Annotated in this window: 20 protein-coding genes; 10 read left to right on the top strand and 10 right to left on the bottom strand. The window is 40.3% G+C overall.

All coding sequences use genetic code 11. The features are described from left to right. Window positions 1–108: 108 nt before the first annotated feature. Window positions 109–750: an alanyl-tRNA editing protein gene (locus tag AC1Z3T_RS09450; protein ID WP_121774183.1), complete on the bottom strand. Its 642-nt coding sequence runs from the start codon at window positions 748–750 to the stop codon at window positions 109–111. A gap of 89 nt (window positions 751–839) precedes the next feature. On the opposite strand from AC1Z3T_RS09450, the gene AC1Z3T_RS09455 reads away from it, so the two are divergent. Then, window positions 840–1,784: a LysR family transcriptional regulator gene (locus AC1Z3T_RS09455; protein ID WP_046760546.1), complete on the top strand. Its 945-nt coding sequence runs from the start codon at window positions 840–842 to the stop codon at window positions 1,782–1,784. A gap of 109 nt (window positions 1,785–1,893) precedes the next feature. On the opposite strand, the gene AC1Z3T_RS09460 is transcribed toward AC1Z3T_RS09455, so the two are convergent. The 4 genes from AC1Z3T_RS09460 to AC1Z3T_RS09475 all read right to left on the bottom strand — a co-directional run bounded on the left by AC1Z3T_RS09460 (window position 1,894) and on the right by AC1Z3T_RS09475 (window position 9,162). After that, entirely contained in the window at window positions 1,894–3,045 is a 1,152-nt protein-coding gene (locus AC1Z3T_RS09460; protein ID WP_100885785.1) for an acetyltransferase domain-containing protein, read from the bottom strand. Between the two features lie 315 nt (window positions 3,046–3,360). Continuing rightward, the gene (gene adeC, locus AC1Z3T_RS09465) at window positions 3,361–4,770 is read right to left on the bottom strand and encodes an AdeC/AdeK/OprM family multidrug efflux complex outer membrane factor (RefSeq protein WP_157811020.1); all 1,410 of its coding nucleotides are present in this window, start codon (window positions 4,768–4,770) and stop codon (window positions 3,361–3,363) included. An 82-nt stretch (window positions 4,771–4,852) separates the two neighbouring features. Continuing rightward, window positions 4,853–7,975 carry an efflux RND transporter permease subunit gene (locus AC1Z3T_RS09470; RefSeq protein WP_100885783.1) on the bottom strand — a complete coding sequence of 1,041 codons (3,123 nt, stop codon included), beginning with the start codon at window positions 7,973–7,975 and terminating at the stop codon, window positions 4,853–4,855. Then, complete coding sequence (locus AC1Z3T_RS09475; RefSeq protein ID WP_100886322.1) at window positions 7,975–9,162, bottom strand: efflux RND transporter periplasmic adaptor subunit; 1,188 nt, start codon at window positions 9,160–9,162, stop codon at window positions 7,975–7,977. Before AC1Z3T_RS09475 ends, AC1Z3T_RS09470 begins: the two co-directional genes overlap by 1 nt. Before the next feature lie 146 nt (window positions 9,163–9,308). Here AC1Z3T_RS09475 and adeR point away from each other — a divergent pair, with 146 nt between their 5' ends. Next, window positions 9,309–10,055, top strand: a complete 747-nt coding sequence (gene adeR / locus AC1Z3T_RS09480; RefSeq protein ID WP_100885782.1) for an efflux system response regulator transcription factor AdeR — start codon at window positions 9,309–9,311, stop codon at window positions 10,053–10,055. 15 nt (window positions 10,056–10,070) lie between these two features. On the opposite strand, the gene AC1Z3T_RS09485 is transcribed toward adeR, so the two are convergent. Next, complete coding sequence (locus AC1Z3T_RS09485; RefSeq protein WP_100885781.1) at window positions 10,071–10,334, bottom strand: transporter suffix domain-containing protein; 264 nt, start codon at window positions 10,332–10,334, stop codon at window positions 10,071–10,073. Between the two features lie 146 nt (window positions 10,335–10,480). On the opposite strand from AC1Z3T_RS09485, the gene adeS reads away from it, so the two are divergent. Further along, the gene (gene adeS, locus AC1Z3T_RS09490; protein ID WP_058971611.1) at window positions 10,481–11,551 is read left to right on the top strand and encodes a two-component sensor histidine kinase AdeS; all 1,071 of its coding nucleotides are present in this window, start codon (window positions 10,481–10,483) and stop codon (window positions 11,549–11,551) included. Window positions 11,552–12,113: 562 nt separating this feature from the next. On the opposite strand, the gene AC1Z3T_RS09495 is transcribed toward adeS, so the two are convergent. Continuing rightward, window positions 12,114–12,569 (bottom strand): GNAT family N-acetyltransferase, encoded by a 456-nt coding sequence (locus AC1Z3T_RS09495; protein ID WP_042066058.1) that lies wholly within the window; start codon window positions 12,567–12,569, stop codon window positions 12,114–12,116. Between the two features lie 234 nt (window positions 12,570–12,803). Further along, window positions 12,804–13,994, bottom strand: a complete 1,191-nt coding sequence (locus tag AC1Z3T_RS09500) for a benzoate/H(+) symporter BenE family transporter (protein WP_100885780.1) — start codon at window positions 13,992–13,994, stop codon at window positions 12,804–12,806. Between the two features lie 164 nt (window positions 13,995–14,158). Between AC1Z3T_RS09500 and pdxR the strand changes: the two genes are divergently transcribed. Beyond that, complete coding sequence (gene pdxR, locus AC1Z3T_RS09505) at window positions 14,159–15,637, top strand: MocR-like pyridoxine biosynthesis transcription factor PdxR (RefSeq protein ID WP_100885779.1); 1,479 nt, start codon at window positions 14,159–14,161, stop codon at window positions 15,635–15,637. A 16-nt stretch (window positions 15,638–15,653) separates the two neighbouring features. Here pdxR and AC1Z3T_RS09510 read toward each other — a convergent pair whose 3' ends face one another. Then, a complete protein-coding gene (locus AC1Z3T_RS09510) occupies window positions 15,654–16,751 on the bottom strand; it encodes a helix-turn-helix domain-containing protein (RefSeq protein ID WP_100885778.1) in 1,098 nt (365 codons plus the stop codon). A gap of 255 nt (window positions 16,752–17,006) precedes the next feature. Continuing rightward, window positions 17,007–17,999 (bottom strand): lipoyl synthase, encoded by a 993-nt coding sequence (gene lipA / locus AC1Z3T_RS09515; protein ID WP_419320520.1) that lies wholly within the window; start codon window positions 17,997–17,999, stop codon window positions 17,007–17,009. Between the two features lie 362 nt (window positions 18,000–18,361). Between lipA and AC1Z3T_RS09520 the strand changes: the two genes are divergently transcribed. The 6 genes from AC1Z3T_RS09520 (at window position 18,362) to AC1Z3T_RS09545 (ending at window position 25,315) form a co-directional block, all read left to right on the top strand. Continuing rightward, window positions 18,362–19,324, top strand: a complete 963-nt coding sequence (locus tag AC1Z3T_RS09520; protein ID WP_046760538.1) for a thiamine pyrophosphate-dependent dehydrogenase E1 component subunit alpha — start codon at window positions 18,362–18,364, stop codon at window positions 19,322–19,324. Window positions 19,325–19,339: 15 nt separating this feature from the next. Next, window positions 19,340–20,359, top strand: a complete 1,020-nt coding sequence (locus AC1Z3T_RS09525) for an alpha-ketoacid dehydrogenase subunit beta (RefSeq protein ID WP_004829597.1) — start codon at window positions 19,340–19,342, stop codon at window positions 20,357–20,359. 1 nt (window position 20,360) lies between these two features. Further along, window positions 20,361–21,926, top strand: a complete 1,566-nt coding sequence (locus AC1Z3T_RS09530; protein WP_100885776.1) for a 2-oxo acid dehydrogenase subunit E2 — start codon at window positions 20,361–20,363, stop codon at window positions 21,924–21,926. Window positions 21,927–21,936: 10 nt separating this feature from the next. Beyond that, window positions 21,937–23,337 (top strand): dihydrolipoyl dehydrogenase, encoded by a 1,401-nt coding sequence (lpdA, locus tag AC1Z3T_RS09535; protein WP_100885775.1) that lies wholly within the window; start codon window positions 21,937–21,939, stop codon window positions 23,335–23,337. Window positions 23,338–23,348: 11 nt separating this feature from the next. Then, window positions 23,349–24,134, top strand: coding sequence for an acetoin reductase (locus tag AC1Z3T_RS09540; protein WP_100885774.1), 786 nt, complete (start codon window positions 23,349–23,351; stop codon window positions 24,132–24,134). A 122-nt stretch (window positions 24,135–24,256) separates the two neighbouring features. Further along, complete coding sequence (locus AC1Z3T_RS09545) at window positions 24,257–25,315, top strand: 2,3-butanediol dehydrogenase (RefSeq protein WP_100885773.1); 1,059 nt, start codon at window positions 24,257–24,259, stop codon at window positions 25,313–25,315. The last annotated feature ends 278 nt before the right edge of the window (window positions 25,316–25,593 follow it).

Below are 25,593 nucleotides of genomic sequence, written 5' to 3' on the forward strand. Positions count from 1 at the left end.
ATGACTTTAGTTGCTTGGCATCGTGATTTATTTAAAGTTTTATCTTCTGATCTTTCATCTTAGTCAAATATAGCGTATCTCCAAAAAATGAAGAGATCTGCCTAAATATTATAGGCACATCTCTGTAACTTTATAGGCAACTGTGAGTTTGCCTTTTTTTATTTTATAGGCAGTAATTTCGATACTGCCAATTTCTGATAAAGATTGAACATGTGTCCCACCACAAGGAAATTTAGGCAGGTCGCCAAAACCAACCTCACGATAACCTTGGTCATTTTGTTGCATCATACGGGGTAAATCACGGCGAATGTATTGCTGACATATCTCTTGTAGATGGATTTGATTAATATCTTGTGAGCTTTCTGATTGGGTAAATTGCACTTTTGCATCTTCAGGCCAATGCTGTGCCTTTACAGGATGCCACCCAAAGCTTTGCATGATATGCCCGATCAAATGACCTGCGGAGTGGAGACGACTATAAAAATGTCTTTGTTTCTGGGCAACTTGGGCAAAAGCCAGACCCAGAGCAATTTCACCCTGACAATAATGAATAATATCACCATCCTGTTGTACAACATGCACGACATTCACATCGTTGATTGTACCTAAGTCACTCGGTTGTCCACCGCCTTGAGGATGAAACGGTGTTTGTTCTAGCCGAACTGCAAATAAACCATCTTGATTTAATTCGCAGAATAAAACCTGAACGTCTGCACTGGTCTGGTCAGATAAATATAAAGCCTGAGTCATATTAACTTCTACGCAAATTTCTAAGAAAGAATTATATGAAGCAATCCTATTGATGATAATCTAGTAAAAAATGAATTTACTTTTTCCTCATGGGCACAAATCAAAGCATTGCATTACTTCAGGAAATGGCTATTTTCGTCAAGGTTGTGGAGACAGGAAGTTTTTCAGAAACAGCACGACAACTGGGCAATACACCTTCTGCAATCAGTAAGGCCATTACTCGACTTGAACAGGCACTAGAAACCAGACTGTTGCAAAGAACTACACGAAAATTACGTTTGAGCGAAAGTGGTCAGCAAATTTATGGACATTGTCTTGAAATGCTCAATGCTGCTCAGGCTGTAATCGATAACACAGGAAAATTAAACAGTGAACCCAGTGGTACAGTAAGGATCAGCGTACCCAAAGCTGTGGGACACTATATGATTCATCCACATCTTGCTGAATTTTTAGAACGATACCCCAAAGTCGATATTCAACTGTTATTGGAAGATCGCATTGTTGATTTTATTGATGATGAGATTGATTTGGCGATACGGATTACCAATGAACCAGCATTGGGATTAAAGGGAAGAAAATTAATTCAGATTGATCATGTACTGGTCGCAACTCCAGAGTATCTCAAACGTTATGGCATTCCACGAAAGCCTCAGGATTTAGTGGATCATCAATGTATCTATTTGGGTGAGCAAGCCAGCGACTCAAAGTGGAAGTTTCAAAAAGGCAATAAAACCACCAGTGTTGTTGTTAAAGGACGATATTCTGCAAATCATACTGGTATACGCTTAGATGCAGCATTAAATCATATGGGGATTGCAAGTTTACCTTACTTCGTTGCCCGTCAGGCTTTGGCAAACCATACTTTGTTGCAAGTTCTGCCAGAATGGTATTTTAAAACCTATTACAGTGGTGCTGCGTGGTTACTCTATCCACCGACACGCTATTTAGCGCCAAAAATAGAAGTATTTATTCAATTTCTCGCCCAGAAATTAAGATCAGAACCGACACTGAAACATGATGAGTCCCATATTTAAAGGATACTATGATTCTAAGATGTTGGTGATATTTTAAGAAAAACTGATGCTAAAATCATTTAGCATCAGTGTGTTGAGTGTATATGTGCTGATTTAGCCCAAACGCATTTTATAAATATTTTAAAATGGGGATGTGTTTGTTTTGATGTTTAAACTTGGAAAATTTGAGCATCAATGGATAGAGCAAAATACTCAATAGTATGGAGATTAACCATAAGGTAGAGACCTGATCTACACCATAGTATTGACCTTGTGTCGTACCGAAAATTTGCACTGCAACCAGATACAACGCTTTTAAAAGATATAAATGAACGATGTAGAAAAACATAGGAACTGAACCAAAAATAATTAACGGTTTAACCCATTTTTGTGTTTCAACTTTTTGTAAAAGTACCAAAAGAATAAGCCCCATACCTGCATTCCAAAGAATAAACAGTAACGAAGGTGGGTATTTGGTGAGGTTCATAAAGCTCATCCATGTTTCTGAGAATGCTGGCATAACTTGCCATGCTTGATCACCATAGAGATTGATGATTCTCAGTATGAAAAATAGTGCAATGCTGGATAAACCAAAGCGGAGCAAGATCTGATTTCTTTTTGCCGTATCATTGGATGGGGCAAAAACCTGATGACCAATACAATATCCCAGTGTAATCACACCAATCCAAGGCAAAACAGGATAAGAGGTTCTTAAACGAACGATGTCTCCAATTTCGATCCATCCACGGTCATGTAAGATGAGCCAAAGTTGGTGTAAAACTGGGATATTTTCAAAGGAGATTTGATCAAGTAGGTTATGACCAAAAATAATCATCAAGCTGATACACCATAGCAGTTTTTGCGGTAATCCAATCAGTGCTGCCAAAGCAAGCATACTTATGCCAATTGCCCAAATCACCTGTAGATAAATGACATCGGGTGGAAATTTCCCAGTCCATGCAAAGTTGATTATTAGCAATTCCAGAAAAACTAAAAAAAGCCCACGTTTGATTAAAAATTTACGGGTCATCTGAAGGCTATTATTTTTTGCTTGATAAAGATATGCCGATAAACCCGTCAAAATGACAAAGACAGGCGCACATAAATGAGCCAAAATTCTGCTTAAAATTAAGGGTTCTTCTGTCGCTGAAATAATCATCGGATCTGGAACTTGATGATGTAGATAAAAGGTTTCTCTGACATGATCAACCATCATGATTAAGATAACTAAACCTCTTAATGCATCAATGGCTTGTAAGCGCTGGGAAGGAGACGTAGACATAAAGAAAAGATAAAATATAGTGTTATGATATACTGTAACATTAATTTTTCTGCTTTTAAAATTAAAAATGATCAGTAAAGTTGATGTTTTTAAAATTCAAAATATTGCTGGTTCTAAGTGAAATAAATTTTTTATTTAAATGATCAATACTATTCGCTTTTATGGATATTCATAGAGATGTGTTTAGTCTATTCACCAAGTCTTTAATTTTCTCAAGCCTTATTCATAAAACAAGGCTTGAGCCATACCGAATTTTTTATGGCGAAAGTATCGTTCTAGTACTTAATTTTCGTACTTTACTTGAGCCAACATTTATTATTTTTGTTCTAATCCTCCCCCCAAAGCTTTATATAATTCAATTTGATTGTTCAATTTGCTTTGCTCTAATGTGAGTAGACCTTGTTGAGCAGTATAAGCAGAACGTTGAGCATCCAAAACTGAAAGATAATTGTCGATTCCTGCTTTAAAGCGAGCCGAAGAAAGTCGATAAGTGGTTTGTGTTGCCGAGACAAGTCGACGTTGCGCATCTAAACGTTCGTCTATATGAGCCTGTGCTGCTAAAGCATCGTTAACTTCACGGAATGCTGATTGAATGGCTTTTTCATAATCTGCAAGTGCAATCATTTGATCTGTTTCAGAAATTTTTATATTGGCTTTTCGAGTCCCCCAATCAAAAATGGGTAGATCCAGACTAGGTCCAATTGACCAAACAAAGCCACCTGATTTAAATAAATTTTGAAGATCTGTTGAAGCATAGCCAGCAGAACCCGTTAAGCTAATCGTGGGGAACAGTCTTGCTTTTGCCACCCCCACATTGGCACCTGCGGCAAGAAGTTGGTATTCGGCAGCTTTGATATCAGGTCGATTATTGAGTAAATCACTGCTCAAACCCGTAGTAAAAGTAGCTTGTGTACTGATACGTTCAACTGCTTGATTGGGGAGTAGGCTTTGAGGGACGCTTTGTCCTGCCAATAAGTTCAGCAGATTTTGGGCTTGTGCGACTTGCGTTTTATAGGTGGCAACATCATTTCGAGCTGTTTCCACAGAAATCTGGGCTTGACGTAAAGGAACTTCACTCTCAATCCCTACATCAAATCGCTTTTTATTCAGATGGTAGGAATCCTGTTGGGCAGTTAGTGTTTGCCTGGCTAAGTTTAAATTAGATTGTGCAAAAGCATAATCTAACCAAGCTTGAGTCACTTGACTGACTAAGCTAATTTGGGTGGATTGTTGCGCACTTTGAGTGGCAAGATACTGATTTAAAGCCACATCTTTTAAGCTTTTTACACGTCCCCAAAAATCAACTTCATAGGCTGTGATGCCCAGTCCGACTTGGAATGATGAATAAGGATTATTGGGATTAACCGTCGGGTTGACTTGTCTAAGCGCACTGCCATTGGCACCGATTGTCGGAAGTTGATCATTTTTAGTGATTTGATATTGTTGCTGCGCTCGTTGAATATTGAGCGTTGCTGTACGCAAATCACGGTTATGCGCTAAGCTCATTTCAATGACTTGCAATAAGCGGGCATCCGAAAAGAAATCTGAATAGCCTTGATGGGCAATTGAGATTTCTGAGCGATTTAGAGCAGAATTTTGAGTAAAATTTTCAGGAATATTAGATTGAATGACAGGCTTTGGTGCTTGTAAATTCATACAAGCGGTCAAAGCAATGGATAGTGTGGAGACAATCAATCCACGCAATAGGAGTGTTGATTTAGGCATGATTTTTACCCATTTATAAAAGGTGAAAACATCAGCAAGATCAGAGGAAAACATCAGTTTTCTTCTGATCTATTATGCTGTATTAAAGTTGCGGGTCTTGTTTTGATGGTGATTTTGCAGAGGATATTTTTTCTACTGCGCCTAAGACAAAAATAAAAAATACCGGGACAAAGAAAATCGCTAAAATCGTCGCAGAAATCATGCCTCCAAATACACCTGTTCCTAATGCGTGTTGAGTTTCAGAACTTGCACCTGATGCAATCACCAAAGGAATCACACCACAGGTAAACGCCAGTGAAGTCATCAGAATAGGGCGTAAACGAAGTTTAGCTGCTGCAACTGTGGCTTCAATTAAACTCATGCCTTCTTCTTTGAGCATCTTGGCAAATTCAACAATCAAAATGGCATTCTTCGCCGATAAACCGATAATGGTGATTAAGCCAATTTTAAAGAACACATCATTCATCATACCTCTCGACATGATCGCAACAATTGCTCCAAAAATGCCCAAAGGAACCACCAACATGACAGAAAGCGGGATCGCCCAACTTTCATAAAGTGCAGCCAATACAAGGAACACGACCAACATTGAAAGAACCAGTAAAAATGCCATTTGAGACTCGGTTTGTTTTTCCTGTAAAGAAATACCCGTCCATTCATAGCCTATACCTTTGGGTAATTTAGCAATCAATTGTTCCATTTCTCGCATTGCATCACCAGAGGAAGTGTCGAAGTTTGGAATACCTGCGATACTTAAAGATGGTCGTCCGTTATAGCGATTATATTGTTGTGGTGCTTTACTCCATTGAGGTGTGACCACTTCAGACAGAGAAACCAATTGTCCGCTTGAGCCTGCTACCTTGAGACTTAAAATATCTTTTAATTGCATCCGTGATTTGGCATCCACTTGAACAATGACTTGTTGCATCCGTCCTTGATTAGGAAAGTCATTGATATACATTGAACCCATTGAGGTTGAAATAATGTCAGAGACATCAGAAAACTTCACACCCAAAGCATTGAGCTTTTCACGATCAATTTTTAAAGAAATATTGTCCCCTTGCGGTAAACCTTCGTTCCAGACCATATAGAACTTTTTATTTTTGGCTGCCATTGCCATCAGCTCATCTTGAGCTGCCAGTAATGCAGGCATACCTAAATTTCCACGGTCTTGTAAACGTAAACTAAAACCTGAAAACGTACCTAATTCATCAATGGCAGGAGGTAACACCGCCATGGTTGCGCCTTCTTTGCTATTCGCCATGAAAGCGTTGACTGAATTGGTCATCTCTGTCGCCGTAGAAGTACGGTCTTTGAAATCCGTAAGCGTAGTAAATGCCATCGCAACGTTTTGACCAGCACCACTAAAGCCCCAACCTAAGATTGCTGTATTGCTTTTTACATTGGGATTGTCTTTTAGATGCTGTTCAAATTCATTGACAACGTTGCGAGTACGTTCTGCTGTTGCATCTGAAGGAAGTTGGAAGGAGGTCAGAAACCAGCCTTGATCTTCTTCTGGCATAAATGCGGTAGGCCAATATTTCATGCCTGCAAAGGTGATTGCTGTGATCACCACAAAGATCACCATCATTGGAATGGTATGTTTAATGACTTTGAGTAACAGTAATTCATATTTTTTGGTGACTTTATCAAAACTCCGATCAAACCATGCAAAAAAGCCTTTCTTTTGATGGTGACCATCAATTGGTTTTAGTATCGTTGCACATAGGGCAGGTGTTAAGATCAATGCCAAGAGTGCAGAGAATAAAATCGACACAGACATGGTCAGTGTAAATTGCTGATAGATAATACCGACAGAGCCACTGGCAAAGGCCATTGGTAAAAATACCGCAGCTAGCACCAGCGTTATCCCAATGATTGGGCTGGTGATTTCTTTCATTGCTTTAGAGGTAGCTTCTTTGGGTGGCAAGCCTTCTGTCGCCATAATCCGTTCGACATTTTCAACCACCACAATTGCATCATCGACAATAATCCCGATAGCAAGCACCATCCCGAACATAGTCAAAACGTTGATGGAAAAGCCCAAAAGGAGCATCACTGCGAAAGTCCCGAGTAGGGCAATAGGTGCAACGATGGCTGGAATCAAGGTATAACGGACATTGTGTAAGAATAAATACATCACAATAAACACCAAAACCATGGCTTCAAGTAATGTATGAATCACTTTTTCAATCGAAATTTTAACAAAAGGTGCAGTGTCATACGGGATGCTATACTGCATACCTTCAGGTAAATTCAATTTTAATTCTTCAATTTTGGCTCTTACACCTTCAGCAGTTTTGACTGCATTCGCCCCCGGGCTAAGCTGAATTGCAGCTGCTGTAGCAGGTTGACCATCTTCTAAAATGGCAAAGTTGTAGGCTTGTGAACCCATTTCAACCTCTGCAACATCTGAAAGCTTAATCACGCTACCACTGGTTTTACTCTTTAAACTGATATTTTTAAATTGATCTACATTGCCCAATTGACCTTGAGCTGACAAAGGAACGGTAATCAATTGTCCTTTTGTCGCTGGAAGATCTCCAAGGCGTCCCGGTGCAATTTCAATATTGTTTTCACGAATTGCCGTATTTACATCGCTGATCGATAAACCATAAGAAATTAATTTATTTGGATCTACCCAGATCCGCATGGCTTTTTCAGCACCGAAAGATTGAACTTTACCAACACCTTCAACACGCTTGAGTTCTTCAACCACATTACGTACCAGATAATCACTCAAATCAACTTCTGAGTATTGTCCATTGGGTGAGTTGATACCGACCAGCATTAAAAAGCCTGATGAAGAAGCTTCTACTTGTAAACCTTGTTGACGAACAACTTGTGGTAACCGTGCTTCCACCGCCTTGATTTTGTTCTGTACATCCACTTGAGCCATTTCAACGTCAGTACCCGGTTTGAACGTTGCAGAAATTTCAGCTGTACCCGAGGTATCGGTTGTTGAACTATAGTAAAGCAGGTTCTTGACCCCCGATAATTCTCGCTCAATCAAAGTGACGACACTATCATTGATGGTTTGGGCAGTAGCCCCTGGGTAGGTCGCACTGATATTGACTTGCGGCGGAGCAACACTTGGAAAGCGTGCAATCGGCAATTTAGGAATACTCAGTACCCCAAATAAAATAATGAAAATCGCTATCACCCATGCAAACACAGGGCGGCGTATGAAAAATTGTGACATCATCATTGAGCTCCTTGTGTTGCAGCTGATTCGGCATGTACAGAGTTATTCGCTGTTGTATTGACAGGAACTTTCCATACGCTTAGCTCAAGTTTTTGGTTAGGTTGGATACGCTCAATACCCTCAACTACCACTTTATCCCCGGCTTTTAAACCTTTATTGGCAATGTAATATTGCTCATATTGTTGTCCCAGCTCGATTGGGCGAATATCTGCTGTACCTTTGGCATTGATCACATAGACTTGCGGTTCGCCGTTGATATTACGTTGAATGGCTTGAGCAGGAATCAGTAAAGCTTGTGGAACAGAAGCGCGGTTAATATCTACACGAACATACATGCCAGGGAGTAACTTTCTTTCAGGATTATTGACCTCGATACGAATAGTGACATCACCTGTTTCCGGATCTACATTAATGTCTTCAAACAGCATTCTTGCTGTAACGTTATAGGGTTGACCATGACTGTTGGAAATTCGGAAAGTCTTTTGATCATTTGCAGACAGTTCACCATTTTGCAATGCAGTTTGTAAGCGTTCATATTCACTGATCGACTGTTTAATATCGACATAGACTTTATCAATCTGCTGTACTGTAGCCATTTTATTGCTGTCACCTTGACCAACCAAGGCTCCTTCAGTGACAAAGGATTGTCCGATTCGACCTGAAATCGGTGCGCGAACAGTGGCATATTGTAAATTGAGATTTTGACGTGTGAGTAAGGCTTTCATTTGTGCTACATCTGCAAGTGCCTGTCGATATTCTGCTTGAGCGTTGCTAACTTCTTGCTTACTGATGGCATTGCTCGGTAGCAATTGTTGATAGCGTTCTAACTGAACTTTTAAACGTGCTACTTCCGCTTCTGCTTTATTGAGCGATGCACGATTGCTGTTTACATCCGCTTGGAATGTTTCCGAATTAATTTTATAGAGTGCTTGTCCTGCCTTTACTTCACTGCCTTGAGTGAATAACACTTTTTCAATAATACCGCCGACTTGGGGACGAATTTCAGCCGTACGGAATGCTTGTACACGTGCTGGGAGATTCTCACTGAAATTGACTGATTGAGGTTGGATGTTGAGTACACTGACTTTTGCAGGTGGTGTTTCTGGTTGAGCTGCCTCCTTGGAGCCACAGCCTTGCATCAGCAGCCCGATGGATAAAAATAATGGAAGTAATAGATGCTTTTGCATTCTGTCCAAGCCTTGGGAGTTTTTGATGTTCACATTATTTTTGATGTTTGTGTAACCTTGATCAGCAAAGTGTGGAAAAAGTGTGGAGAAAAACAGATAAATCAGCGTATCATGCAGATTGACAGAAATTATCTGATGATTCATTCATGTTTGAAGCCTCATTTTCTTTTGATTGCCGCGATAAACAGATCCTTGTTGTTGAGGATGAATATGATATTGGCGATATTATTGAGCGTTATTTAAAACGTGAAGGAATGCGGGTAATTCGAGCGATGAATGGGCGGCATGCAATTGAAATCCATTCAGCTCAACCGATTGATTTAATTCTTTTAGATATTAAATTGCCGGAAATGAATGGTTGGGAAGTACTGAGTAAAATTCGTCAAAAGGCGCAAACCCCTGTCATTATGCTGACAGCATTAGATCAAGATATTGATAAGGTGATGGCACTACGGATTGGCGCTGATGATTTTGTGGTCAAACCATTCAATCCCAATGAAGTGGTTGCTCGGGTGCAAGCAGTGTTGAGACGGACACAACAGAATATTTCGGTTCAAAATAGCCACCTCGTTTATAAAAATATAGAGATCAATGCTGAGATTCATAGCGCCTATGTCTATCAACAAGATCAACGCGTTTTACTCAATCTGACCTTAACTGAATATAAGATTCTCAGTTTGATGATTCACCATCCGCACAAAGTCTTTACCCGCAGTGAATTGATGAATCATTGTTTGCCTGACAGTGATGCATTGGAACGAACGGTAGATAGCCATGTCAGCAAGTTAAGGAAAAAACTTGAAGAACTTGGGTTGCAACAGATGTTGATCAATGTTCGTGGAGTAGGTTACCGACTAGATCAGCCCTCAGCATTTACCTATTTTGAATCTTGATTGGTTTAATTCAGGTCATTTGATTTTCTGGTGTCGATCTTTAAATGTTGAATATACACGCTTAAATTTGTGTTTCATGCTGTGCCAATATTCTTTACCGAATAAGGCAATGACAATCAATAAGAGAATTTCACCACCAATTGCCATGACTGTCATCACCCAAGCTTTATGAGGAATCTCCAAGAACGGAATGATAGGAAAGGCAATCCAATACGCCACGACAATCGCTAAAAGTATAAAACCGATTTTCTTGCGTAGATTTAGCTTTTGTTTAATCATCTCACTTAACTCTATAACATTTGGTCCTGTTATTGTTTGCAAGGTTTGCGGAGAAATGATCTTTAAACTGCGGAAAAAGTGTGTAAGATCAGAAAAAATGAACCTATGATATGGATCAACACGTGGTGAATAAAGCTGGAAAGCTTATGAAGAATAAGTCAGGAATCAGTAAGCAGCTGTTCATTGCACTCAGTATTGTGAATTTGAGCGTAACATTATTCTCGGTTTTGCTGGGTTATATTATTTATAACTATGCCATTGATGTCGGTTGGATTACTTTAAGTTCATTGCAAGGGGAATGGACCGACTTTCATTTTGTCGATTGGATCTGGTTGTCTACGGTTGTTTTTTGCGGGTCGGTGATTTCATTGATTATCGGGATGCATCTTGCGCAACGGTTTATTAAGCCGATTAATTATTTAGCAGAAGCCGCTGAGAAAATAAGCCAAGGTGACCTTTCAGCACGAGCAGATGACCGCCAGATACATTCTGCTGAAATTTCTGAATTGATGCATAACTTTAATCATATGGCACAAAAACTTGAGCTTTCAGTTAAAAATGCTCAGGTTTGGAATGCTGCAATTGCGCATGAACTTAGAACGCCAATGACGATTTTACAAGGTCGCTTACAAGGCATTATCGATGGTGTTTTTGAACCCAATGTGGTCTTATTTAAAAGCCTGTTAAATCAAGTTGAAGGTTTATCTCATTTAGTTGAAGACTTACGCACATTGAGTTTGGTCGAAAATCAGCAGTTAAGATTAAATTATGAATGGGTCAATACACAGGAAAGTATTGAACGTGTAATTAAACTGTTTGATGATCGTTTGGCTCAAGCCCAACTTATTCCTCAGCTGGATTTGACGACAACACCTGTATATTGCGATCGACGTCGTATTGAGCAAGTTTTAATGGCATTGATTGATAATGCAGTACGCTATGCACATGCAGGTCAATTGACTATTTCTTCAAAAGTGATTGATCATAACTGGATTTTACAGATTGGTGACCAAGGACCAGGCATTGCACAAGAGTATCAAGACCATTTGTTCGATCCATTTTTTAGATTAGAACAGTCGAGAAATAAAGAGTTTGGTGGAACTGGTTTAGGGCTGGCTGTGGTACACGCGATTGTGATTGCTCATCAGGGCACGATTAGATATCAAAATAAAGATTCGAATAGTGTTTTTACCATCCAAATTGAGCGCAATGAATAAGCGACGCTGAGCAAAAGTATTGCCAGAAATTGACTGATTTCTGGCAAGGATAAATTAACCTGAGTTCGATAAAAATCCTTGATGAAAGATGATACAGTCAAACCGCCTGATTATTCATACAAGTGACTTGGATGATTCATTTATTTTGTACTTTTTGAATCATTGATGTTCTTGCTATCGTGAGGCGACATGGATGTCGCCATGTTGAGCGGGGGTAAAGGATAAACCCCTCGCTCAACGAAAGATTTTTGTCACTTTTCATCTCTGAAAAGTGAGGCATCGCCTACGCAAAACAATTTAAACTTTAGAAGTAAAGCGTGGCAGTGCAAGCTTTAGATCATCAAACAATCTATTGATCGCCTTCATTTTATTGATCAGAGAAATGAAACTATATTGATGGTTGCGCTTACGGAGTTTCGCTCCTCATGCCAAAACAAGTATGGCGAGCCCTTGCGGAGCTCCGCTCCTCATCCTAAAATCGGATGAAAATCCAGCAAAAATCCAAATAGATTTATTATCTTTCAATGAGTTGAAGATTTAATTGCATCGAATTCACGTTAAATTAATTTAAAGGCATACGGTACTCAATCACCCCAGGTTTCTCTGCCACCCAGTCATACAGTTTTTGTGCTGTATGATTACTTTGTTGAGTGTGCCAATACAGGCGTGCGCATCGGGATTTTTGAGCTTGTTGTTTAACATATTCAATCAAATGTTTACCGATCTGTTGACCTCTGGATTTTGGTGAAACATAGAGATCTTCAAGATAACAATAATCCTGCTCAGCCCATGTCGAGCGGTGAATGACATAGTGAACGAAGCCAAATACAGTGTCTCCATGTTTTGCTACAGCACAATAAACAGGTTCGGCATCAGAAAAAAAACGTTGCCATGTGGTTTGAGTGACTGCACTTGATAAACTGACTTGATAAAATTCTTGATAGGCTAACCAATACCCTAACCACTGTGTGTAGTCCACTTGTGTGACAGGTACAATTTGAATTGATAAATTTTCCACAGGTATTCTCCAGTCGGTATAAGTTTGAAAGCAGAGAAATTAGTGTAATTTTATTGTGGTATCTTCATAAGATACAGTTTTGATCTTTTTGAGAGTACCAGTTGCTTTGAGACCTAAAAAAGGGAGTCTTAGTCTCCCTTGTTTTAGTCAGGTATGTCATAGAATTCCATAATGTCTAAATCACAACTATGGCAAATAGTAGGCACGATAAAAGTGTAATGGTAAAACAATGGTTTATCTTTTAAATTTTCCATTTAAGATCACATAGGACATTAATCCAATGACTAGTCCCCAAAAAGCTCCTCCAATGCCCAACAGATGAATATTTGCAGCAGTGGCTAAAAAGGTGATCAGTGCAGACTCCCGTGTGTCCTGATCATGCATTGCATTTGCCAAACTTCCTGCAATCGTTCCCAGTAAAGCAAGTCCAGCCAACGTTGCAATAAAAACACTCGGGAAAGCACTAAAGAGGCTTGCAAGCGTTAGCCCAAATATTCCAACCAAAATATAAAATATACCTGCAGCAATACCTGCAATCCAGCGTTTAGATGGATCAGTATGAGATGCTTTCCCTGTACAAATCGCAGCAGTGATTGCGGCAAGATTAAATGCATGAGAACCAAAAGGAGCCATTAAAAAAGAGCCCAAACCGGTGATCGTAAATATCGGTTTTAAACTGGTTTGATAACCATCATTTCTAAGTACCAAGATGCCCGGCATATATTGACCTGTGAGTGTGATTAAAAATAAAGGCAGTGCCACACTCAAAAGTGCATTGACTGAAAATGCAGGTATGGTAAAGACAGGCGCAGCCAATTGCAGTTCAAATGCTGAGAAGTCAATACGAGATTGTAAAATTAAAAATATCAAACCTAGCCCAAGTACACTGACAACAGCATAGCGAGCAGAAATTCGTTTAGTCAGCATGTAAACAAATAGCATACTGATCGCTAAGACGGGATCAATACTGATATTGGAAAATGCAGAAATGCCGAATTGTAATAAGATTCCAGCGAGCAGACCTGAACAAATGCTTGGAGGAATATAAGCAATCAGTTTTTCAAAATATCCTGTCATGCCTAAAATCACAAAAGCCAGTGCAGAAATCAGATAAGCTCCGATAGCTTCAGCATAAGGAATGCTGACTAATGCTGTAATCAAAAAGGCGGCTGCTGGTGTCGACCACGCCGTAATGATCGGTTCTCTGCTGATCCAACTTAATAGAATGCCAGAAATTCCCACGCCAATGGAAATAGACCAGACCCATGATGCAGTCAGTTCTGCACTTAATCCAGCTGCTTGAGCGGCTTGAAAGATCAGAATAAAAGTACCGCCATAATTGACAATCACCGAAATCAATCCTGCGACAACAGGATGGATCAGATCAGAAGAAAATACTCGAAATGGGCGCTGTTGAGCGTGCATAAGTCAACCCCACAAAATTTTAATCATGTGTCTAGAGCCCAATCACTTGAGTAAAAGATTGTCTTTTTTCTCAATGATTTGGGATGGTAAGATTGAGTGTAGTTTTGATTGTGGTATTTTTATAAGGTACACTTTTAGTATTTTTGACAGTACCAGTTTTGCTTATGCGTTCACGATCTTCTGCTATTTTTCCACATTTGATTCTGCCTGAAGGACAGATCAAAGATGGTTTATATCGTGTTTTGCGTGATGCTATCTTGGATGGGCGTTTGCGGGCAGGAAGCAAACTGCCTTCAAGCCGTGCTTTGGCAGAGATGATGTCTATTTCTAGAAACTCAGTTCTGGCTGCGATAGAACGTTTACTGGATGAAGGTTATTTGCAGACCAAACCGAGTTCTGGAACTTATGTTGTTGAAATCATACCTGATCATTTGATCAATTTACCCTTGGATACAAATTCGACTTCAGTCCAGCCTCCTCAGCAATTAAAGGTTAATCCGCACATCGCAAATTTGTTGCCCGCATGGCAAAAACAAAATGTTTCTGGACAGGAAGAGAAAATCTTTCATGTCGGTGTGGGCTGTACTGATTTATTTCCACACCGACTCTGGGGAAAGTTGCTGGGAAAAGCATGGCGTCAGTCTTACCGACAGTTGGGGCAGTTTCATGATTGTCGAGGCTATTTACCTTTACGCCAAGCCATTTGTGACTATGTCCGTTCGACTCGAGGACTAAACTGCCATGAACAGCAGATTATTGTGGTCAATGGCACACAGCAGGCGATTCATTTGGCGGCATATGCTTTATTGCAAGCGCAAGACCAAGTCTGTTTGGATGAGCCTGGTTATGATGCAGCATTGAATATTTTCCGCAGCTTTGGCATGACTGTGAATCCCATAGCGAGTGACGATGATGGAATGAAGATCAATGAAATCATTCAACATTATCCAGACAGTCAGCTTATTTATACGGCACCATCACATCAGTTTCCACTTGGGGGAACTTTAGGTTTGAGTCGCCGATTGACGTTGCTGGAATGGGCGGTGAGTCAGCAAAAATGGATCTTTGAGGATGATTATAACAGCGAGTTCAGATATGGCACGCATCCTATTCAGGCTTTACAAGGTTTAGATCAACATCAACGAGTGATTTATTCTGGAACATTTTCAAAAATGATGTTTCCAGAGTTCCGTTTAGGATTCATGGTCGTTCCAGAAGCATTGATTGAGACATTTAGTCTCGCCAAATACTACACCGATACACGAAGCGCTTATCTGGAACAAGTTGCTTTGGCATTGTTTATTCAAGAGGGGCATTATGCGAGGCATGTACGAAAAGTACGCAAAGCTTGTTATGAACGACAGCAGGTGCTTATTGCAGAAATCCAACAGAGACTTGCTAATGTCTTGACTGTACAGCCGACAGATTCCGGGATTCATTTGGTGTGTTGGCTCAATCAAGGATGGACAGAACAAGATTTCCTAAAAATATGCGCAGAAGTTGATTTAGCTGTACAGCCTTTATCTCGTTACTGCCAAAGTCCTCCTCAAAAAGCAGCAGTTTTATTTGGCTATGCCGCGCATAGCCCTGAGGAAATCCGCTTTAATATTCAACGCTTAGCACAGCATATTGAATCATATTGATGTTATACAGTTCAGGTCAAAGCAGTTTTAAAAAGCGATCACGGTGTTGGCTTTCCTGTGGCAATAATTCCAGTACTCGTTGTATGGCGTCAATTCGTTCTGGCATATGGCGAATAATTTTGAGTAATGGATCAATATCTTGCATTTGATAGATCAAATGACTTAAACGAGCATCGAAACAGTCTCGCCATGTGGTCAATAATGGACTTTCTGATTTTGCGAGGAAACTACCTTTGTACAATGAAAATATGCTGGCTAGGAAACCAGCATTGAGTGACTGTTCTGCTCGGATAAAGTCAGTTTGAATTTCACAAATCAGTTTGTAGGGACGTGATAAAATACAATTCGGAAGCAAGGTTCTGAGTTGTGACATTTCTGCCTTTAAGGTTTTTTCGCTGATGTCACGATCGCCATACAGTGCATAATGCAATTCATCTAAATTTATTCCATCTGGATGCAAAATGAGAATGCACAAAATTTCAATTTGTCTGTGAGTCAGTGTTAGAAGTTGTTGATTGAACTGTACTTTAGGTGTACCAAAAACTTTCAGATACAGCATATTTTTTTGTTCAAACTGGATTGCGCGTTGAACCAATTCGGCACATCGCTCGACAGCCAATACACCAAGCGAGGTATGTTTTTTATATTTGGTGGATAAATTAATAATGCCGTGAAATTGACCAGAAACAGGGTCAACGATTGGCGCTGCATAACAAACCCAATCCTGCACACTATTCATTTGATTTTCATGAGAATACACACAGCTGGAAATATGATTATTCAGCGCTAGACCGATTGCATTGGTACCCACAGCTTGAGTTGACCAATGACCCCCTTCAACAAAATGGACTTGTTCTGCGGACGAAAGCATAGAACGGCTACTCCATGTCCATAATAATGTTCCATGATGGTCAGTGATCCCAATCGCCATTTCTGAGTCATCTGCAATTTTCAATAAATCTGCATAGTTATGTTGGATTGAACGGCGAAATAATGATTGTTCCTGCTCCATGGGCAGGCTTAAAAGTGGCGCAGCATTCATTGGCGCGATATTGAATAAATGTGTGGTTTGTAATGTTGATGTTTGATTACGCGATTGATTCAATAGCTTCATATCATATTCCTTTATGATGCGCGGTTATCGCCATTAATATGTTGTATTCATTGTCATTGTATAGTTCGGTTTTGACATCACATTCAAGACGCATTAAATCCAGCAAAATGATGGCATTAAAATTCGGGTATTTTTGTCTTGATCTATATCCACTTTAAAATGTCAGAGCTCAATTTAAAATGAGTTTTCTGCGCATAAATGTTAAATAAAGTTACCCATCCAAAGCTATTCAACTTTGATCAAAAATGCTGAGTTTTAGCCACTTTTTAAGATATTTTCACGTTTAAATGGCTGAGGAACAGGCTCGCCTTTATATTGACGATCGGCAAAATAACTTGAGCGAACCATAGGCGCACTCCAGATATTCTTAAATCTCAATAATTGTCCATGTGTCTGATAGTGTTCAAACTCTTTCAACGATACAAAACGGTGAATGGGGGCATGGGACTTTGACGGCTGTAAATACTGACCAATCGTCACGTAATCAACCAAATGATCACTGAGATCATTGAGTAGAACAATGACTTCTGCTTCTACCTCGCCTAATCCCACCATCAAACCACATTTAGTCGCAATATCAGGACGCAAATGTTTAAACTTTTTAAGCAACTCAAGAGAATGTTGATAGTCAGAGCCTGGACGCATTGCCCGATATAAGCGTGGTACAGTTTCAATATTATGATTAAATACATCTGGTGGTGTTTCACTGAGAATTTCAAGTGCAAGATCTAGCCTGCCACGAAAGTCAGGAACTAAAATTTCAATCAATGTATCTGGGCTACTTTGGCGAATTTCTTGAATACAGTCGACAAAATGTTGCGCGCCACCATCTTTAAGATCATCTCGATCTACAGAGGTAATCACCACATATTTCAAATTTAAGTTTTTAACAGTTTCCGCCAAATGTTTAGGTTCATCAGGATCTAAAGTATTTGGGCGACCATGCGCAACATCACAAAAAGGACATCGGCGTGTACAGATGTCTCCCATAATCATAAATGTTGCTGTTCCACCTCCGAAGCATTGCGGTAGGTTGGGACAAGCGGCTTCTTCGCAGACAGTATGCAACTTTTGTTGGCGTAATAAGTCTTTAATGCGTTGTATTTCTTCTGGATGGCTGATTTTGGCACGAATCCATTCTGGTTTCTGAGGGATTTGTTCTGTAGTGATGATTTTAACTGGAATACGTGCCAGTTTATCAGCACCTCGTAATTTTTCACCTGTGGTGATTGAACGCTTTAAATCCATTTTAAATAGTCCATTAAATGAAATAATAAATATAAAGTGACATTTTTATTTAATATGTCAATTATATTTATAATATTTTAACTGTGAATAAATATATGCAAAATACTAATATTATAAAATAAAGGTTGGTTAAAGGTTTGGTTTTTTAAGTTTTTGAAAATTATAAAAAATTACAAATATTTTTTGATTTTTAAGTCATTGTTTTTAATGTTTTTAGTGTTGGTTTTAAACTAATATTTTTTTAGTCTAATATTAATTTCTATTAAAATAATTTTATATAAATATACAGGTTTTAAATACCGGTATTTAATTTTAAATATCTGGTTTTTTACTTCTAGACGTGAACATTAAGGATTAAGGATATGCAATTAACGGAAGAGCAATTGCTAGCAGCATACCGACGGATGCGAGATATTCGTGAGTTTGAGGATCGACTACACGATGAAAATAATACAGGCGATATTCCCGGCTTTATTCATCTTTACAGTGGTGAAGAAGCTGTAGCCGTTGGAATATGTGAAAACTTGATGGACAAAGATTTTATTACCTCAACACATCGGGGGCATGGGCATTGTATTGCCAAGGGCTGTGATATCCACGGGATGATGTTGGAAATTTTCGGTAAGGATGACGGACTTTGTCGAGGTAAGGGCGGTTCAATGCATATTGCCGATTTGGACAAAGGCATGCTTGGCGCCAATGGTATTGTGGGCGGAGGACCTCCTTTGGCAATTGGTGCAGCTTTGACTGCTAAAACTTTAAAAACAGGTGGAATCGGTTTGTCTTTTACAGGTGATGGAGGCTCTAACCAAGGTTTAACTTTTGAAGCCATGAATATGGCAGTGGTCTTAAAATTACCTGTTATTTTTGTTTTTGAAAACAATGGTTTTGGTGAAGGTACTGCACATGACTATGCTGTTGGTAGTAAGGATATTGCGGGCCGTGCAGCCGCTTTTGGTATGCCTGCTGAAAAAGTTGATGGGACAGATTTCTTTGCTGTTTATGAAGTCGCTCAAAAAGCCATTGAGCGTGCACGTCGTGGCGAAGGTCCGAGTGTGATCGAAACCATTACCAATCGTTTTTACGGGCACTTTGAAGGTGACCCTGGATTAATTCGTTCAAAAGAAGAACTTGATTATGTCAAAGAACATAAAGATCCACTGAAAATTTTTCGTGAAAAAGTCAAAGGAAAAATTGAGGACGCCAAACTGGATGCGATTGATGCAGAGTCAAAAGCCAATGTGGATGCAGCGGTAGCAAAAGCACGTGCAGCCAATTATCCAGAAGCTTCTCAACTTCTCACCGACGTTTACGTCTCTTACTAAAGGAATAGTAAAACAATGCCAAATAAAAGTTATCGAAACGCGATTAAAGAAGCGATTGAATCAGAAATGCGTCGTGATCCCACGGTGATTGTGGTGGGTGAAGACGTACGTGGTGGTCATGGTGGCAAAAACACAGATGACAATAAGCTCGAAGGTTTTGGTGGTGTGTTGGGTGTTACCAAAGGTTTATGGACTGAGTTTGGTTCAGAACGTGTGATTGATACGCCAATCACTGAGTCAGCCATTATTGGAATGGCAGCAGGTGCCGCAGCAACAGGTTTACGCCCTGTAGCAGATCTGATGTTTATGGATTTCTATGGCGTTTGTCATGACATGTTATATAACCAAGCCGCTAAATTCCGTTATATGTTTGGTGGAAAAGCCAAAGCACCCTTAGTGGTAAGAGGCATGATCGGAGCAGGTTTTTCTGCGGCTGCTCAACATTCACAATCACCTTACAACGTGTTTGCCGCTGTGCCGGGTTTAAAAGTGGTTGTACCGTCCAGTGCTTATGATGTGAAAGGCTTGCTGATTCAAGCCATTCGTGATGATGATCCAGTGGTTTTCTGTGAACATAAGTTGCTTTATGACATCAAGGGAGAAGTGCCAGACGAGTCATATAGCATTCCATTTGGTGTAGCCAACTACACACGTGAAGGGACGGATATTACCATTATTGCGTTGAGTTTAATGGTACATCGCGCCAATGAGGTTGCTGATAAATTAGCAAAAGAAGGCATTTCTGTTGAAGTCGTTGATCCACGTACGATTTCACCTTTGGATGAGGATGGGATTTTAGAGTCAGTCGCGTCTACAGGTCGTGTGGTGATTGTGGACGAGTCGGCTGCGCGCTGTGGTTTTGGGCATGATGTTGCCGCATTGATTGCGCAAAAAGGTTTTCATTATTTGAAAGCACCGATTGAGTTGGTGACACCACCACATTCTCCTGTACCTTTCTCACCCGTTTTGGAAAAAGAATGGTTACCAAGTGTAGAGCGTATCGAACAGGCTGTACGTAAAACGTTGGAGGCTTAGGATGAGCGAAATCAAAACTTTAGAAATCCCAAAATGGGGTTTGTCCATGGAAGAAGGGACAATTGCGCAATGGCTGATTCAAGAGGGGGCGCAATTTAGCAAAGGACAAGAAATTTGTGAAATTGAAACCACCAAAATCGTCAATGTGCTTGAAGCGCCCTTTGATAGTACTTTGCGTAAAATCATTGCCAAAGCAGGCGATACTTTGTTGGTGGGCGGATTAATTGCGATTTGTGCTGATTCACAAGTTTCAGATGCAGAAATTGATGCTTTTGCCCAATCTTTAACGGGCACATCGACAGTCAGTGAAAAGCAATCCCATACAAACGCACCAGAAAAAACATCAGAAGAGGTATCAGCCACTCAGGCTAAAACAACAGTCGCTACTGTGGCTCAACCGAATAATTTGCCTGAACAGAATAATGCTGTAAATACTCAGAAATCTATTGCTCAAGGCGGCTATTCAATTCCCGCCGTATTGCAAGGTTATCAACAGCGTGACGAGATTTTTGCGACACCACATGCTTTGAAATTGGCTGAAAAGCATCAGGTCAATTTGGCAAAAATTACTGGTACAGGACGACAAGGGCGTATCAGTGTCCATGATATTCAACAAGCCGTTCAAGCTGCTGGAGGTTCATGGCCAGATATTCGCCAGCAAGTCAGTGCTAAAGTAGCAAAATCTAAAGCAGATGACAGTCTAGTGTTAGCAACACCTGTTGCACGCCGTTTAGCCAAACAATGGGGCATAAATCTGCATGATTGTCGCGCATCAGGCACCAGAGGTCGAGTCTGTAAAGAAGATGTAGAAGCCGTTTATCAGCGTGAAAACCCTGTACAGACACAACAATGCGATCAGGACAATACAACGCAATCAGCAAAACCTACCACAATTGCCATGAACGGTATGCGTAAAGCCATTGCATCACGACTACAGGAAGCAAAACGTAATGCACCACATTTCCGTTTAACTATAGATCTCAATGTTGAAGCAATCCAAGCATTACGCCAGCAAATCAATAGCACTGTCCCCCAAGTGAAGTTGTCGATTAACGATATGCTGATTAAAGCTGCTGCCGCTGCTTTGATGAAAGTACCGCAAGTCAACGTGCAATATGATGAAAAGAATCAACAGATTTTACAGTTTGCACAAGCCGATATTTCTGTTGCAGTGGCGATTGAGAATGGATTGATCACACCGATTATTAAAGCGGCCGATAGTAAGTCTTTGGCACAAATTTCAAATGCTATGCGTGATTTGGCGACACGTGCCAAAACTGGAAAATTAGCGCCTGATGAATTTCAGGGGGGGAGTTTCAGTATTTCTAATTTAGGCATGCTCGGCATTCAGCAATTCGATGCCATTATCAATCCACCTCAGGGTGCAATATTGGCGTTAGGTGCAGCAGAAAAACGTGCGGTCATTGAACAAGACTCGATTGTGATTCGTCAAATGGTTACAGCAACAATGTCTTGTGATCACCGTGTGATTGATGGTGCATTGGGGGCGCAATTCTTGGCAGCATTTAAGCAGTTTGTTGAAAATCCTGCATTGATTTTAGTGTAGGAGATTAAATATGTCAGAGACACAATTTGATCTTATCGTGATTGGTGCAGGTCCAGGTGGTTATGTTGCTGCGATTCGTGCAGCACAGCTGGGCTTAAAAACCGCAATTGTTGAAAAACAACATTTGGGTGGGATTTGCCTCAATTGGGGGTGTATTCCTACGAAAGCACTGTTAAATGGAGCAGCATTGGCGCAACAGTTTAAACATTCGGAGCAATTTGGTTTTCGTTTGGGTGCTGTTGAATTTGATATTCAGCAATTGGTTCGACATAGCAGACAAGTTTCAGAGCAATTGGTGCAAGGTATTGGACAGTTGTTGAAGAAAAATCAAGTGACAGTTTTTAATGCGACTGCACGATTCACTGCCAAAGAACAGTTAGAGCTGACTGATACGCAGGGACAAAAACAGCAGATTTCAGCACCACATATTATTGTCGCAACAGGTGCTAAAGCCGCCAACTTAGCGCATATCCCTGTAGATGGTGAGCAGGTGTGGAGTTATCGAGAAGCCTTAGTTCCTACACAATTACCTCAATCCTTATTGGTGATTGGTTCTGGGGCAATTGGAAGTGAGTTTGCAAGCTTATATCAAGACTTGGGCTGTCGAGTGACTTTGGTGGATATAGCCAAACAGATTTTACCCAGCGAAGACCTTGAGGTTGCTCAATATGTACAAAAGCAATTTGAACAGCAAGGAATGAGGGTTTTAACAGAAGCTGCAGTACAAAAAATCGAACGGGATCATGACTTGGTACATTGCCATATTGAAACGGCACAGGGGGTGCAAGTTGTGACTGTGGAAAAGGTGCTTTCAGCAATAGGTGTTCAACCGAATACACAGCATTTAGGTTTAGAAGCACTGGGAATGGAATTTGAACATGGTTTTATCAAAGTCGATTCATGGTGCAAAACCAATGTTGCTGGTGTTTATGCAATCGGTGATGTTGCTGGTGCACCATGTTTGGCACATAAAGCCAGTCATGAAGCTATTTTATGTGTGGAAAAAATTGCAGGTCTTGAACATGTACATGCACTAGATCGTACTCAAATCCCTGGTTGTATCTTTACCCATCCGCAAGTGGCGAGTATCGGTTTGACTGAACAGAAAGCCAAAGCAGCAGGATTGAATATCCATGTCGGTAAGTTTCCATTGCAAGCCAATGGTAAGGCATTGGCGTTGGGTAAAACAGCAGGCTTTGTCAAAACCATTTTTAATCAAGAAACAGGTGAGTTGTTGGGCGCACACATGGTTGGGCACGAAGTCACTGAACATATCCAAGGCTTTGCTATCGCCAAATATTTAGAAGCTACAGATGAAAGTCTAGCGCAAGTAATTTTCCCACATCCTACTTTATCTGAGGCGATGCATGAGTCGGTCTTATCGGCAATGCAACGTGCAATCCATATCTAAGGAGTCACAATATGCCTAAAGGTTTAAACAACAAAGTTGCACTGATTACAGGTGCAGGACAAGGAATAGGACGAGGCATTGCCTTACGTTTGGCACAAGAAGGCGTACATATTGCGCTGGTAGATCTTCATCAAGAAAAGTTAAATGCTGTGCAACAAGAAATTGAAGCATTGGGTGTAAAGGCCACCACATTTATTGCCGATATTGCTGATCCAATACAGATCAGTGAAGCTATTGCACATACAGAATCATCTTTAAATGGTTTTGATATCATGATCAATAATGCTGGCATTGCGCAGGTTAAAGCTTTAGCTGAAGTCACACCCAGCGAGTTTAACCAAATCATGAATGTCAATGTGGGTGGTGTACTTTGGGGAATTCAAGCCGCAGCGAATAAATTTAAACAACGACAACAGCAGGGAAAAATTATCAATGCCTGCTCGATTGCAGGGCATGAAGGCTTTGCTTTATTGGGTGTCTATTCTGCAACGAAGTTTGCTGTCAGAGCATTGACACAAGCTGCTGCCAAGGAGTATGCCAGTGCAGGTATTACGGTCAACAGCTATTGTCCGGGAGTCGTGGGAACAGATATGTGGGTCGAAATTGACCAACGCTTTGCTGAAATCACAGGCGCACCTGTAGGTGAAACTTATAAAAAATATGTTGATGGCATTGCTTTAGGTCGAGCTGAAACCCCAGATGATGTGGCTGCTTTGGTTGCCTTTTTGGCAAGTGAGGATGCAAATTATATTACTGGTCAATCAATTTTGACTGACGGTGGCATGGTCTATCGTTAGAGTCTGAGGACATTTCAACAATGTATTGGGTGATCGGTTAGAACGACATAAACAAGGCATGAGATGCAGATAGTGGCGATCTCTTGGTTAAGTTTTCTATTATCTGTATAAGGAATAGTTCTATGAAAGCAGCACGTTTTTATGACAAAGGGGATATTCGTATTGAGGATATTCCAGAACCTCAAGTCCTTCCCGGAACTGTGGGGATACAAGTCGCATGGTGCGGCATTTGTGGTACAGATTTACATGAGTTTATGGAAGGTCCGATCTTTATCCCACCTTGTGGGCATCCGCATCCAATTTCTGGCGAATCTGCACCTGTGACCATGGGGCATGAGTTTTCTGGTGTGGTCTATGCGGTTGGTGAGGGAGTAGAGGATATTCAGGTGGGGCAGCATGTTGTGGTCGAACCTTATATTATTGCAGATGATGTACCCACGGGTCCGAATGATCATTATCACTTGTCAAAAAATATGAACTTTATTGGTTTAGGCGGACGAGGTGGTGGTTTATCAGAAAAGATCGCTGTACAACGACGCTGGGTTCATCCGATTTCTGACAAAATTCCATTGGATCAAGCTGCACTGATAGAACCTTTATCTGTAGGGCATCATGCCTTTGTGAGAAGTGGGGCAAAGGCTGGTGATATTGCTTTGGTCGGTGGTGCTGGTCCCATAGGATTATTGCTTTCTGCAATTTTAAAAGCCAAAGGTTTAACAGTCATCATTACTGAACTGAGCGCTAAACGTAAAGAAAAAGCTTTAGAAGCAGGTGTTGCAGACTATGTGCTTGATCCATCACAAGTGGATGTGGTGGCAGAAGTGATGAAACTGACTCAAGATAAAGGTGTAGATGTTGCATTTGAATGTAGTAGCGTCAATAAAGTCATGGATACTTTGGTTGCAGCCATGAAGCCTACTGGTGTGGTGGTGATCGTGTCAATTTGGAGTCATCCTGCCACTATTAATGTGCATAGTGTGGTGATGAAAGAATTGGATATTCGTGGCACGATTGCTTATGTCAACGATCATCAAGAAACCATACGTTTGGTAGAGCAAGGTAAAATTAATTTAGAGCCGTTTATCACCCAACGTATTGCTTTAGAAGATTTGGTGTCACAAGGATTTGAAACCTTGATTCATAACAATGAATCTGCGGTAAAAATTATTGTACATCCTTAAAGGGGTAAAAGTACTTGAATAGACAACGGAGTCTTTGATGTTAAGTGAAAGTTTTTAATAAAATTGATTAATGATGGTTAAACAAGGCTAACTTAAATGTTTTAATTTAGCCCTGCTTTTATGTCGGCATTTATATATTTAATTTGGGGCTGTACTAGATAAGGTTTAAATCTCAGTCCAAAGTCGCAAAATTTTCAGTTGTTGTTTTAAGCATAATGCTAGACAAGTCTGTATAGACAATTCATTGAGATTTTTAGTATAATGAATCAGATTTAGAA

The sequence above is a fragment of the Acinetobacter sp. B-6 genome, assembly GCF_056930735.1.

Coding starts and splice junctions, on each gene's coding strand:
- AC1Z3T_RS09450 (WP_121774183.1), bottom strand. CDS start 750: ATGACTCAGGCTTTATATTTATCTGACCAGACCAGTGCAGACGTTCAG.
- AC1Z3T_RS09455 (WP_046760546.1), top strand. CDS start 840: ATGGGCACAAATCAAAGCATTGCATTACTTCAGGAAATGGCTATTTTC.
- AC1Z3T_RS09460 (WP_100885785.1), bottom strand. CDS start 3,045: ATGTCTACGTCTCCTTCCCAGCGCTTACAAGCCATTGATGCATTAAGA.
- adeC (WP_157811020.1), bottom strand. CDS start 4,770: ATGCCTAAATCAACACTCCTATTGCGTGGATTGATTGTCTCCACACTA.
- AC1Z3T_RS09470 (WP_100885783.1), bottom strand. CDS start 7,975: ATGATGTCACAATTTTTCATACGCCGCCCTGTGTTTGCATGGGTGATA.
- AC1Z3T_RS09475 (WP_100886322.1), bottom strand. CDS start 9,162: ATGCAAAAGCATCTATTACTTCCATTATTTTTATCCATCGGGCTGCTG.
- adeR (WP_100885782.1), top strand. CDS start 9,309: ATGTTTGAAGCCTCATTTTCTTTTGATTGCCGCGATAAACAGATCCTT.
- AC1Z3T_RS09485 (WP_100885781.1), bottom strand. CDS start 10,334: ATGATTAAACAAAAGCTAAATCTACGCAAGAAAATCGGTTTTATACTT.
- adeS (WP_058971611.1), top strand. CDS start 10,481: ATGAAGAATAAGTCAGGAATCAGTAAGCAGCTGTTCATTGCACTCAGT.
- AC1Z3T_RS09500 (WP_100885780.1), bottom strand. CDS start 13,994: ATGCACGCTCAACAGCGCCCATTTCGAGTATTTTCTTCTGATCTGATC.
- pdxR (WP_100885779.1), top strand. CDS start 14,159: ATGCGTTCACGATCTTCTGCTATTTTTCCACATTTGATTCTGCCTGAA.
- AC1Z3T_RS09510 (WP_100885778.1), bottom strand. CDS start 16,751: ATGAAGCTATTGAATCAATCGCGTAATCAAACATCAACATTACAAACC.
- lipA (WP_419320520.1), bottom strand. CDS start 17,999: ATGGATTTAAAGCGTTCAATCACCACAGGTGAAAAATTACGAGGTGCT.
- AC1Z3T_RS09520 (WP_046760538.1), top strand. CDS start 18,362: ATGCAATTAACGGAAGAGCAATTGCTAGCAGCATACCGACGGATGCGA.
- AC1Z3T_RS09525 (WP_004829597.1), top strand. CDS start 19,340: ATGCCAAATAAAAGTTATCGAAACGCGATTAAAGAAGCGATTGAATCA.
- AC1Z3T_RS09530 (WP_100885776.1), top strand. CDS start 20,361: ATGAGCGAAATCAAAACTTTAGAAATCCCAAAATGGGGTTTGTCCATG.
- lpdA (WP_100885775.1), top strand. CDS start 21,937: ATGTCAGAGACACAATTTGATCTTATCGTGATTGGTGCAGGTCCAGGT.
- AC1Z3T_RS09540 (WP_100885774.1), top strand. CDS start 23,349: ATGCCTAAAGGTTTAAACAACAAAGTTGCACTGATTACAGGTGCAGGA.
- AC1Z3T_RS09545 (WP_100885773.1), top strand. CDS start 24,257: ATGAAAGCAGCACGTTTTTATGACAAAGGGGATATTCGTATTGAGGAT.